The sequence below is a fragment of the Gottfriedia acidiceleris genome (genome assembly GCF_023115465.1).
In the GTDB taxonomy this organism is placed as follows: Bacteria; Bacillota; Bacilli; order Bacillales; family Bacillaceae_G; genus Gottfriedia; species Gottfriedia acidiceleris_B.
This window is the reverse complement of record NZ_CP096034.1, coordinates 2,370,426-2,382,654: the sequence shown is the minus strand read 5'-3', so window position 1 is coordinate 2,382,654 and position 12,229 is coordinate 2,370,426. Positions and strand designations below refer to the sequence as shown.

At 32.8% G+C, this 12,229-nt stretch carries 13 protein-coding genes and 1 other annotated feature; of the genes, 7 read left to right on the top strand and 6 right to left on the bottom strand.

Annotated features, from left to right (window positions below; genetic code table 11):
• Window positions 1-115: 115 nt before the first annotated feature.
• The 5 genes from MY490_RS11485 to MY490_RS11465 all read right to left on the bottom strand — a co-directional run bounded on the left by MY490_RS11485 (window position 116) and on the right by MY490_RS11465 (window position 5,074).
• Window positions 116-424, bottom strand: coding sequence for a CHY zinc finger protein (locus MY490_RS11485; protein WP_248265837.1), 309 nt, complete (start codon window positions 422-424; stop codon window positions 116-118).
• Window positions 425-465: 41 nt separating this feature from the next.
• Window positions 466-1,572, bottom strand: coding sequence for an acetyl-CoA C-acyltransferase (locus MY490_RS11480; protein ID WP_248269365.1), 1,107 nt, complete (start codon window positions 1,570-1,572; stop codon window positions 466-468).
• Window positions 1,568-3,034: an AMP-binding protein gene (locus tag MY490_RS11475; RefSeq protein WP_248265836.1), complete on the bottom strand. Its 1,467-nt coding sequence runs from the start codon at window positions 3,032-3,034 to the stop codon at window positions 1,568-1,570. The genes MY490_RS11480 and MY490_RS11475 overlap by 5 nt, the downstream gene beginning before the upstream one ends.
• Before the next feature lie 50 nt (window positions 3,035-3,084).
• Window positions 3,085-3,663, bottom strand: a complete 579-nt coding sequence (locus tag MY490_RS11470) for a biotin transporter BioY (protein WP_248265835.1) — start codon at window positions 3,661-3,663, stop codon at window positions 3,085-3,087.
• Window positions 3,664-3,997: 334 nt separating this feature from the next.
• Window positions 3,998-5,074: a DUF3900 domain-containing protein gene (locus tag MY490_RS11465; RefSeq protein WP_248265834.1), complete on the bottom strand. Its 1,077-nt coding sequence runs from the start codon at window positions 5,072-5,074 to the stop codon at window positions 3,998-4,000.
• Window positions 5,075-5,425: 351 nt separating this feature from the next.
• Here MY490_RS11465 and MY490_RS11460 point away from each other — a divergent pair, with 351 nt between their 5' ends.
• From MY490_RS11460 to MY490_RS11435, 6 genes are all read left to right on the top strand, one after another.
• Complete coding sequence (locus tag MY490_RS11460; RefSeq protein ID WP_248265833.1) at window positions 5,426-6,346, top strand: DMT family transporter; 921 nt, start codon at window positions 5,426-5,428, stop codon at window positions 6,344-6,346.
• An 84-nt stretch (window positions 6,347-6,430) separates the two neighbouring features.
• Window positions 6,431-6,642 (top strand) — a binding site (T-box leader).
• A gap of 143 nt (window positions 6,643-6,785) precedes the next feature.
• Entirely contained in the window at window positions 6,786-8,219 is a 1,434-nt protein-coding gene (gene proS / locus MY490_RS11455) for a proline--tRNA ligase (protein ID WP_248265832.1), read from the top strand.
• Between the two features lie 40 nt (window positions 8,220-8,259).
• On the top strand, window positions 8,260-8,616 hold the full coding sequence (locus MY490_RS11450; RefSeq protein ID WP_248265831.1) for a nuclear transport factor 2 family protein: 357 nt from the start codon (window positions 8,260-8,262) through the stop codon (window positions 8,614-8,616).
• An 83-nt stretch (window positions 8,617-8,699) separates the two neighbouring features.
• Complete coding sequence (locus MY490_RS11445) at window positions 8,700-8,930, top strand: excisionase family DNA-binding protein (protein WP_248265830.1); 231 nt, start codon at window positions 8,700-8,702, stop codon at window positions 8,928-8,930.
• A gap of 43 nt (window positions 8,931-8,973) precedes the next feature.
• Window positions 8,974-10,449 carry a sodium/proline symporter PutP gene (gene putP, locus MY490_RS11440; protein WP_248265829.1) on the top strand — a complete coding sequence of 492 codons (1,476 nt, stop codon included), beginning with the start codon at window positions 8,974-8,976 and terminating at the stop codon, window positions 10,447-10,449.
• Between the two features lie 327 nt (window positions 10,450-10,776).
• Window positions 10,777-10,926, top strand: a complete 150-nt coding sequence (locus tag MY490_RS11435) for a hypothetical protein (RefSeq protein ID WP_248265828.1) — start codon at window positions 10,777-10,779, stop codon at window positions 10,924-10,926.
• 271 nt (window positions 10,927-11,197) lie between these two features.
• Here the strand turns inward: MY490_RS11435 and MY490_RS11430 are convergent, their stop codons facing one another.
• The gene (locus MY490_RS11430; RefSeq protein WP_097977309.1) at window positions 11,198-11,449 is read right to left on the bottom strand and encodes an alpha/beta-type small acid-soluble spore protein; all 252 of its coding nucleotides are present in this window, start codon (window positions 11,447-11,449) and stop codon (window positions 11,198-11,200) included.
• Window positions 11,450-11,581: 132 nt separating this feature from the next.
• Here MY490_RS11430 and MY490_RS11425 point away from each other — a divergent pair, with 132 nt between their 5' ends.
• Window positions 11,582-11,989, top strand: coding sequence for a cytosolic protein (locus MY490_RS11425; protein WP_098861219.1), 408 nt, complete (start codon window positions 11,582-11,584; stop codon window positions 11,987-11,989).
• Window positions 11,990-12,229 lie beyond the last annotated feature (240 nt).

The window sequence follows — 12,229 nt, the reverse complement described above, 5'->3', positions numbered from 1 at the left end:
TGGCAAGAAAACTGAAGATGAAGCTACAATATTAAGGGATATAAACAAAGATTAAACAAAAATAAAGAGCTGCATATTCAGCTCCGTATACATAAATTATTCGAGTAGTTTCTATTCATTCAAAATACAAATGGTAATGGTTTTTACACCCTGGATTAAAATCAAATTCACATTTAGGACATTTATAGTTACAATCTTGATATTCTTGAATTGTTAATTCCTCATGACAATTACCACAAAGAATTGCTTTTGTTTGCCATTCATCTTTACCCCAGACTTTTGGTTCATGATTAGTGTTTTCCTCATGGCAATAATAACATCCATAGTATGTATCACAGCATTTGAATTTGATGGCAATGATATCTCTTGCTGTATGGTAATGTTTACAGCGTGTATGTAGATCAATTGAACCAATTACTTTCATACGTTTACCTCTCTTTATACTTTTTATTACATTATCATTTTTTAATTTTGTTTTACGATTTCGAATAAGACAGCTAATCCGATTCCACCACCACTTCCAATTGCAGTGACTACATAATTTGATTCTAAATTTGTTCTTCTTTGTACTTCATAAAAAAGTTTCGTGACCATGATGCTTCCAGAAGCCCCATATGGATGACCGATCGTTAATGCTCCACCATTACAATTCAACTTGGAAGTAGGGATGGAAAGTTCTTTTGAACAGGCTAATACTTTTGAAGAAAAAGCCTCATTTATTTCAAAAAGTTCAATATCTGAAACTGTTAAATTGTTTATACTTAATAAATCTCGAATAGCAGGGATCGGTGCTGCACCTGGATAATTAGGATGAACACCAGAAACTTGACTATCCACAAATCGTAATACTGGTTTTAAACCGTTTTTTATCGCTTCATTTTCTTCCATGATTAGTACAGCCGAGGCTCCATCATGAATGCCACAACTATTTGCAGCTGTGACCGTACCATTCTTTTTAAAGACAGGTTTTGCTCTTTTTAAAAGTTCTTCCATTTTTCTTTTTTTGTAAAATACTTCATCTTGGTCGAAATCACCAACTGGAATAATCTCTTCATTGAAGTGTCCATTATATTGAGATTCCCAGCTTCGTGTATAACTTAATAATGCATATTGATCTTGAGCTTCTTTTGAGATACCGTATTTTTCAGCTACATTTTCTGCTGCAATCCCCATGTCAGGATCACCAATCTTGTCAGGTGCAAATCTAGCTCTAGCAGGAAATGGGGAGGTACTAGAACTCTCAACTCCTCCAGCAAGATAGCAATTACCAGCACCACCTTGGACTAAGTAACAAGCCATACGAATCGCTTCTAAACCAGCACTACATTGCCGATCAATTGTGATCCCCGGGACTGTTAGAGGAAGATCCGCTTCTAATGCAGAAACCCGAGCGACATTTCCCCCTGGGCCAACAACATTTCCTATAATGATGTCATCAATCTTTTCATCTAACCCCTTTGCCAAATACTTAAACAGAGGGGCAGTAAGTTCATGTGGTAGAAAATCTCTTAAAATTCCACCTTTTTTTCCGATAGGTGTTCGCTTTGCTTTGACAATGACAGCTCGTTTAATTGTTAGTCACCTGCATTTCGATTTGTTTAATTAGCTCTGCGCGTGCGATCTTCCCGCTAGTCGTATACGGCATTTCATTTTGAAAAAACCATTTACGTGGTATTTTATATGCTGATAAGTGTGTCTTACAAAATCTTTTTAACTCAACCGAATTTGATTTACCTTTGATCACTGCTGCAACAATTTGGCCCCAATACGGGTTTGAAAGACCAACAACTGCAACCTCCTCAACATCTGGATGAAGAGAAATAACTTTTTCAATTTCTTCAGGAAATATATTAATACCTCCGTATAAAATCATATTTTTTTCACGCCCGTTTATTGTTAAAAAACCGTCTTCATCAATAAAGCCCATATCATGAACAGTAGCCCAGCCGTCATTATCTTGAATTGAATAAATGGTTTTTTCATTTTCTTCAAAGTATCCATTTATTAAATACTTACTTTTCACATATATTTTTCCAGTTTCATTTGGTTTAGCTAACTCTTGGTCTGGTCGACGAATTTGTAACTCCACACCATAACAAGGCTTTCCAACCGTTTTTGCCTTATGGACACCATCTCGATCCGACAAAACGGTAATGAAGCTTAATTCGCTAGCCCCAAAAAATTCGTAAATTGTTATAGCAGGAAACAAATGACGAAATTCAATTTTAGATTTTTCGGTCCACTTTGCACCAGACGAAAGGATCTTAATCGCTTGATCGACTTGAATACCTTCTCTTATTAATGCTTCGATCATCGTCGGAACAACATAAATAGTCGTAATAGGGAAAGAATTGATTCGTGATATTACATTTATAGGAGAAAACTTTTCTAAAAGAATAACTGTTCCTCCTAAATATAAAGTACTGATTGCACCATATAAAAAATGAGAATGAATCAAGGCTCCAGGTATAAGAATTTGATCCGTTTCATTTAATCCAAAGTCGAAGCGATTGCAATCAAAGCTAGCAACCCATGAATCTTGAGAACGGATAAATGCTTTCGGACTACCGGTTGTACCTGAAGTAAATCCGACATAGAAAGGAAGGTTTTCATTTATTTCCATAGAAGGTAAGGGATCAAATTGAGCAATTTCTTGTAAGATATCATCTAAAATCTTCAGATTTGGATGGATCGAATGAATCTTATTGTACATTTCTTTTGTTGTAACAATAATAGAAGGATTCGACAGCTTTACCCTTTTTTCCAAATCCGCTACATTCCATTTCATATCATACGGAACAGCGATCCAACCCGCTTTAGACGCTGCTGTAAACATCTGCAAGAACTGGATACCATTTGGTAAAAGGATACCAATTGTTTTCGAATTTAATAGATAAGAGTGTAGCCAATTTGCCGTCTGATTAATTAATTGACTCCATTCCTTATAACTGATTTGATTATTATTCGTATGTATCGCAATTTTGTCAGGTGACAATCTAGCGTTTTTCTGATAGGTTTCTGTAATATTTGCCATTTTAAATCACCTCTATAAAAAAGAGACACAACAAGAGTGTCCCAAAAGTTTTACATATTTTCTGTCGATTGATTTGAATAGTTTTTTGTCAATGAGCTAGAAAAAACTGGTTGTTGTCTTAGTTTGAATACTAAAATTGAAGCAAGAATCGCTTTCAATAGATCACCTGGAATATAAACTAAACTTAATTTAACTGCTGTCATAACAGGAATTCCCATCATAACCGCTTGAATTGGGATCCCAATTAAATAGATTAATAGAATTCCAACAGTCAAGTTAATCAATAAGACATGTTTTAATTTTAATGTTTTAAAACGAGATAATAAATACCCAATTACAAAAGCCGTAATAGGCCAAGAAATTAAATAACCAACACTTGGTCCTGCAAATACACTAAAACCACCACGACCACCGGGTAGAAGCGGCATGCCAACTGCAACTAGTAATAAAAAGATAGTTTGGCTTAGTGCACCTAATCTTGCACCTAAAACACCACCAGTTAGAAGAACACCAAGTGTTTGTAAAGTAATTGGAACTGGCGTAAAGGATAACATAATCGGAGGAACTTGTCCAAGAACACCCATAACTGCTGCAAACATTGCTACAAATGTAATTTCTTTGATTTTCATTTTAATTCTCCTACTGTTAATTTTCTGATAACAATTATCATAATAATGAAACTTAAATTATATGTCAACTAAATTTTTATTTTAGTTAACATATATTATATTAAGATAGAAAACTTAAAAAATCTAAGAAGACACATTTAAAGATGAGAGTAGGAATTAGAAGATTTTATAGATCGGTGGCAAAGTAAAATTATAGTAGAAAAAAGTTTTTACCAACTTTCTAAAGGTATTCACTTAGAAGTTGACACCCTAAGTAATCTAGTTGTATACGAAAAGACAGTGAGCTAGTAATAGCTGACTGTCTTTTAATTTTTTATATGAGTTATTCGATAATTTAATATCCTGGAGTATTTACTTTCTGACCAATTCGCTCAATTACATCATCCAATTCATCTGGCTTCAAAAACTCAATCGGTGAAAATCCCTTTTCAAATTGCAATGTATCCGCTTCTAAAATTACGACATATCGACCGTTTACTTTCGCAATATGGAGGCTATCACCAAAATCAGCAAGTAATCCTTTTACAGAAAAGTGATCCGCTTTAAAAGATAATTCAATTTCTGGTGTATGTTCCACGATTTGTGCAGCTGCTTCGATTACTTCATTAGGTGTAAAATGCTCTTGAATTTCACGTTTAGGGCTTGCTGCCCATACTTCCATTGCTGCATCGAATTGTTGTCTTTCAACACTTTCCTCTTCAAAAACGTCTTCAATTTTGTCATAAACCATTTCCATTACTTGAGATTTTACAATTTCAGGCATTGATTCAGAATAGGAAACAAATTTTAAAAAGTCTTCAAAATATCTTGCGTGAGATGCTTGATGGATTTTTAATTCACTCTCTGAGATCATCCCTAATTCTTCCATATAAGGGTATTGAATCGATTTCATATTTTTTGTTGTAATCGCCATTTCAACTGTTTTAATGAGAGTAGATTCATCAGAAATGGAGGCTACTTTTGGTTCAAAATCACATTTTAGTACAAATAAGAATGGATCATCAAAATATTTTCTTAGTTTCGCTTGAATAACTAGAAATGCTCCACCGCGAACTGCACTTGTATCAATGTAATTTATGACTAACGTTTCATTTGCTGCTTTAAAATCTTCAATTGATTTTGCATCTCTTATTCGCTGGAATAAATTATAATTTGGATTTGAGTCTAAAGAATGGCCTTCTTCGACAATAAAGTGACCTAATTTTGTAGGTACAGAATCAGATTTTGGATGTTTTTCAACTTTTCGATTGACTATTCTTTCAAGTTCACCTTCTAAAAAGCCTTTCAATGCGCTTTCTTCAAACATTGATTCATCTAATGTTTGGAAATGTTTATATCGTTTATCGGATTGTTCACCTTTACCTTCTACAGTAACAACATAAAACGATAAATATGTAATTTCAAAATCCATCCAATCACCTTTTCCTATTTTTCTGTATTTAAGTATATGGATGAGGATTCGTTGAGTCAATCAAGAACTAATCAAGTTTTGGTCAAAATTTCCATAAAAATTATCATAAGATAGAGAAATTTTACAGTTATGAGACAAATTGATTACACACTATGATAAAATAAAGATATAATTTAATGTGGTACCAATAAAAATTAAAGTACTCGGATGTGGTAATTTCACATCTTTTTTTCGTTAAGTGGGAAATAAATTGGTAGCAGAGTATTAATTTCAACGAGTCGCCAATTAGGCTTGTCATTTAGCGAGTTTTCTTTACTTGCAATTTTATGGGACCAACTATATGGAGAGGGGATGAGAGACCTGAGAATAGATAAAATAGCTACCATCTCATTAATTATCGTAACATTACTTTGGGGCACAACATTTGTAGTAGTCCAAAATGCGATTGCATACGTTGAACCGTTTGCATTTAACGCATTTCGATTTATCCTCGCAACTTTAGTCCTTTTGCCATTTTTAGTTAAAAGAAAACAAAAAACTAAATTAACGGTTAAACAAATCGTTATTACTAGTGGTATTGGATTCATGTTGTTTTTAGGGTATTTACTTCAAACATTTGGATTGAAGTATACAACTTCATCAAAATCAGGTTTTATTACTGGGCTATGTGTTGTATTAGTACCTGTTCTTTTATATTTAGTCTATAAAGAGCGGTCCAACTGGTCTACCATAATCGCATGTTTAATTGCATTACTAGGATTAAGTTTCTTAACTTTAGGTGATTCATTCTCAGTAAATCTTGGCGATGTACTTACACTTATAGGGGCGGTTGCTTTTGCATTCCATATTATTTTATCAGGAAAGTATACAAAGCAAATGGATCCAATCACCTTTACAACGATTCAACTAGCAACAGTTGGCATTAGTAGTACGATTTTCTCTTTAATTTTTGAAGATACTTCCGTTTCATTTTCGAAAGAACTGTGGGTGAACCCGACATTTATTTTTGCAGTGATTGTGACTGCAGTATTCTGTACGAGTATCGCGTTTTGGGTTCAAATGTTTGCTCAACAACATATTTCTTCAACGAAAGCAGCATTAATTTTTATTTTTGAACCAGTTTTCGCCGCATTTACAGCAGTACTTTTTGCAAATGAAACATTATCGATCCAAACAATTATCGGTGGGACTTTTATTGTAGGTGGCATGCTGCTATCTGAAGTACCTTTACCAAAGAAACGAACTAAAGAAGTAAAAAATGAGGCAATATAGTAAGAAATATAAGAAATTTTAAAAAAATGGGTATAATACACATTGACAGATACAATTTGTTCACGTATTATAACTTTAAATTAATAAGCGACTTAGAAAAGGAATAGTAAGTTTATAAGCTTTTTAGAGAGGGAATGGTTGGTGCAAATTCCTAAAGTGAGTAAACTGAACCAGCCTTGGAGTCTCTGTACCGAAATAAAAGTAGGCTACAGCGGTTTTCCCGTTAAAGATGTTAAGAGATTATGTAGAGCTTCTACATAATAAGTAGGGTGGTAACGCCATGAATGGTCCCTTTTGATCATTCATGGCGTTTTTTGTTTATCATCTGCTTATTTCGTAGGATCTATATAGTAATTAGGGTGGTAACGCCGAGAATGGTCCCTTTCAGATTATTCTCGCGCGTTTTTTTATTTTCTAAAAATGATGAGGAGTAGAGAAAATGACTACAAAAAAATTTGTTGAAGCAATTACAGATATGGATGTTGATTTTGCACAATGGTACACAGACATCGTAAAAAAAGCAGAATTAGTCGATTACTCAAGTGTGAAAGGTTGTATGATCTTAAGACCTTATGGTTATGCACTATGGGAAAATATCCAAAAAGAATTAGATTTTCAATTTAAACAAACTGATCATGAAAATGTATATATGCCATTATTTATCCCAAAATCTTTATTACAAAAAGAAGCTGATCATGTAGAAGGATTTGCACCTGAAGTTGCTTGGGTAACGCATGGTGGACATGATGAATTAGCTGAACCATTAGCAGTTCGTCCTACTTCAGAAACTCTATTTTGTGAGCATTTCTCAAAAACAGTTGAAAGCTATAATGACTTACCAAAATTATATAATCAATGGTGCTCTGTTGTTCGATGGGAAAAAACAACAAGACCATTTTTAAGAACAACTGAATTCTTATGGCAAGAAGGTCATACAGCACATGCAACCGCTGAAGAAGCACAAGCAGAAACAATTCAAATGCTAAATGTTTATGCTAATTTCTTAGAAGACTTTTTAGCAATACCTGTTATAAAAGGTCAAAAAACAGAAAAAGAAAAATTCGCAGGTGCAAAAGCTACGTATACAATTGAAAGCTTAATGCATGATGGGAAAGCATTACAAAGTGGTACATCACATAACTTTGGAGATGGATTTGCAAAAGCATTTGATATTCAATACACAGATAAAAACTCTAAAAGACAATATGTACATCAAACTTCTTGGGGTATGACAACAAGAGTAATCGGGGCTTTAATTATGGTTCACGGTGATAACAGCGGATTAGTATTACCTCCAAAAGTAGCTCCAACTCAAGTCATGGTTATTCCTATTGCTCAACATAAAGATGGCGTTATTGAAAAAGCAACTGAATTAAAAAACCGTATTTCAAAGATTGCTCGAGTAAAAATTGATACTTCTGACAAAATGCCAGGCTGGAAATTTAACGAATATGAAATGAAAGGAATTCCAGTTCGTGTTGAAATTGGTCCAAAAGATATTGAAAAGAATCAAGTGGTTTTAGTAAGACGTGACACGCGAGAAAAAACGATTGTTTCATTAGATGCTTTAGAAGAAAATATTACAAAATTACTTGAAGAAATCCAAACATCTCTTTACGAAAAAGCTTTAAACAATCGTACAGAAAAAACATATGAAGCTACTTCAATGATAGAGCTAAAACAAATCAGTGAAGAAAAACAAGGCTTTATTAAAGCAATGTGGTGTCAGGATCTAGCCTGCGAAGAACAAATAAAAGAAGAAGTTGGCTTAACCTCAAGATGTATTCCATTTGAACAAGAACAACTTGCTGATACATGTGTATGCTGTGGAAAGAAAACGGATGTAATGGTGTATTGGGGTAAAGCTTACTAATTAAAATCAATTTAAATAAAACGGAGAAGGTGAGCGAATGATGGTCGACTTAGTTTTTTTAAAAGAGCATCTTCGTTTGTTAGAAGAAAAATTACTTAAACCTGAAATTCGCTCCTCACAAATTGAACTAAAAAATCTACTAGCTGATGAATTTTTTGAATTCGGGAGTTCAGGTAGGGTTTTATATAAAAATGATCAATTAGAAAATGGCATTGGAATCGTAAAAATGACATTAAGTGATTTTGAAATTCATCCATTATCAGAGGAAATTACACTAGTGACTTACCGAATATTTAATGAAATAAAAAAACAACATTCCTTACGTAGTTCAATTTGGAAGTTTAAAGACGGTCAATGGAAAATGTATTTTCATCAGGGAACACCAACAGAGTATTAGGTATTGTATAAGGAAAACAATCACAAAAACATATTCAAATCAATAGTAAGATAATGTAAGAATGAGTAGGCAAGGAGAACAAAATGTATTTAACAATTAAAGAAACAGCGGAATATTTAGATCTTGATGAATCTTATATTCACCAATTAATTAAAGAACGAAAAATAAGAGCAGTCCATGATGGTGAACAATATTTAATCTATAAAGAGCAATTTAATCATCATTTAGAACAAATGGAAAAAGCAAAAAAAATGATTGCTGATTATTATAACGAACCCATTCCTGAAGATATAGATGTAAAGGACGAAGACTAAAATAAAATCAGATTGTAAGAGGTTTCTATAACGGAGGGATAAAATGGATTCGCAAGTACTCATATCAATTTCTATTTACTTTATTTTTATGTTAGCAATAGGTTTTTACGCTTATAAAAAATCTACTGATAGTTTATCCGAGTATATGCTTGGTGATCGTGGTCTTGGACCTGCTGTTACTGCTCTTTCAGCTGGTGCAGCCGATATGAGCGGATGGATGTTAATGGGATTACCTGGTGCAATGTATGCAACTGGTATCTCATCTGCATGGATTGCTATTGGATTAACGATTGGAGCATATTTAAACTATTTACTTTTAGCACCCCGACTACGAGTATTTACTGAAGTAGCCGATAATTCAATTACAATACCAAATTTCTTTGAAAAAAGATTCCAAGATTCAACTCGAATTTTAAGAATTACTTCAGCTGTTGTTATTATCATTTTCTTTACACTTTATTGCTCAGCTGGTTTCGTATCTGGAGGTACATTATTTGAGTCAGCTTTTGGAATCGATTATAAAGTAGGATTAATTGTTACAGCTGGGGTTGTAATTGCCTATACATTATTTGGAGGGTTCTTAGCTGTAAGCTTAACAGATTTCGTTCAAGGTCTAATTATGTTTATTGCATTAATTTTAGTACCACTTGTTGCTTTTACAGATGTAGGTGGAGTAAAGCCTGCTTTCGATGAAATAAAAAATATAGACCCTAAGTTATTAAATATCTTTACTGGAACTTCATTTATTGGAATTGTTTCTTTACTTGCTTGGGGATTAGGTTATTTTGGACAACCTCATATTATTGTTCGATTTATGGCGATTTCAACTGTAAAGGAATTAAAGCCAGCGCGTCGTATTGGAATGGGATGGATGATATTTACAATTGTTGGTGCAACATTAACAGGACTAGTTGGAATTGCATACATTTCAGTTAACAACTTAACATTAGATGATCCAGAAACAATTTTTATCTTTTTCTCAAAAACATTATTTCATCCACTAATTACGGGATTCTTGTTATCTGCTATCCTTGCAGCAATTATGAGTACTATTTCTTCTCAACTTTTAGTAACTGCAAGTGCTTTAACTGAAGATCTTTATCGTATCTTTGGTAAAAAGAATGCATCTGATAAAGAGCTAGTTCGTATTGGTAGAATCGCTGTATTAATCGTTGCGATCGTATCATTACTTTTATCGTTGACACCGAATGATACGATTCTAAATCTCGTTGGTAATGCCTGGGCAGGCTTCGGTGCTGCATTTGGACCAGCTATCTTATTAAGTTTATTCTGGAAAAGAATGACTAGCTGGGGTGCACTTGCAGGCATGGTAGTAGGGGCAGCAACTGTTATCATTTGGACCAGCGTGGATGCGATTAAAGAAGCGATTAACTTATATGAAATGGTTCCAGGTTTCTTTTTCAGCTTACTAGCAGTTATTGTAGTTAGTCTATTAACTTCAAATTCAAATCCAAAAGTAGAAACGCAATTTGAGGAAATGGAAAAACGACTAGCATAAAAACAAAAATACATTTTCTAAATGATTAATCAGTTGAAATAGGGGCGTGCTATGCACACTCCTATTTTTTTATTTTAACTATCAAATATAAAATACAATTGAATTTAGAAAATAGATTCAGTTTCAAGTTCTAAAAGATTAAAATAAAATCAGATTGTAAAGATTGCTAAAGCAAGCTACTTCTTACAATCTGATTTTTTATATAGTTCAAAATAATAATTCTAATTGGAAATAATTCACAATTGAATAATACATACACATTGTATACAATTTCTATATAAGTTAGAAAATTAAAAATCAAATGTGACGTTAAGGGGTGTTGTATATATGAAAAAGGAAGTAATGATTATAGTCCCCATCCTTATTATTATATCAGTTGCATTAAGCATGACCAATGCTTATCACCAGATGGTTTTTACAGGTGTAGGAGAAGGGTTTACTGATTTTTTGAAATATATTGTTCATGGACTTTTCTAATCATTTTTATATAGACATTATATCGTAAAAAAATCCCTGTTTCCTTTTTTGGATACAGGTTTTTTTTTATTCAAACTTAATAGGATAGAGGTAAAAAACTCGTAAATTAGCACTTAGAAATAATGATGTAGTTAATTTTATAAAAACATACGGAATACATTTCCTAATTTTTCTTTGTGTATTGTAATATCAGAAACTTTTTCTAGAAAAGAGATCACCAAAATGACCTCTTTTCAAAAAGAACCTTCATTTAAAAAGTAAGTTTAATTCATTACCGTTTATTCAAATTCTCCTGCGCCATTCTAACTAATTCTTTCACCATATTCCCACCGATCCGTCCACCAACCTTACCGTTTTCATGAGAGGTTAAATTGCCATTATATCCTTTCGTTAAAGGAACTCCAACTTCTTCGGCAGCTTCGAACTTAGCATCTTCAGGATTAGATGTATGCATAACTTTAGCTTTTAGAGCATCTAATGCTTTTCTAGATTCAGGAACTAAGATTTTATTTTTTCTACTCATTAAACCCACTCCTTTTAGTCGTAGATTTCCCGTATATTGATTTTTTTAATTATGGAAATAATTGCTATAAAATAGGGAATGTTACATAATGAAGACATGCGTCGATCAATTATATATAAAAGGAGAATGATGATGAAATCTTTTAATGTAACATTTCACAAAGAAGATAATGTAGATAATATGTTAATCCAAAAATTGAATGACGAGGAATACCATAAGTCTACTGAAGGTGGAACTAGACATTTATTTGAAATCGATACGAATATAGGCTTTTTTGTGTTTTTAGATTCAGAGGATAATGAAGGAAATGTATCTCATTTAGTTCTTCAATATAATGAAGAAGATGAAGATCCAGTTGCTTGCTATTCATTTGCAATGAAAGATTTTTATGAATTTATGGCTTTATATTTAAATGATTTAGAATTCGTTGATGAAACCTCTGAAGAAGAGGAAGTTGAACTGGATGCTTCTAGTTCAATTCATCATTTAGTTCATCTATTATTCCATGTAATTGAAGAAGGCGAAGATTTAGAAGTATAAAATTCCAAATAAATGTATATTCTTCCATAAAATACCGAGTTTGTATCTTTGGATTTGGTTATTTATGCAAAAAATGGAAGTTTCACTAATTTATTTAGTTAAGAATTAAAGACGTGCTTTCAAAAAAGCTCTTGATATTTTTATCGAGAGCTTTTTTTATTTTAAAGATTCTACTTTGTCTATCATAAATAACTTTCGACTCAATAGAATTTATACAAGGATATTTACTGAGGTGCTTGT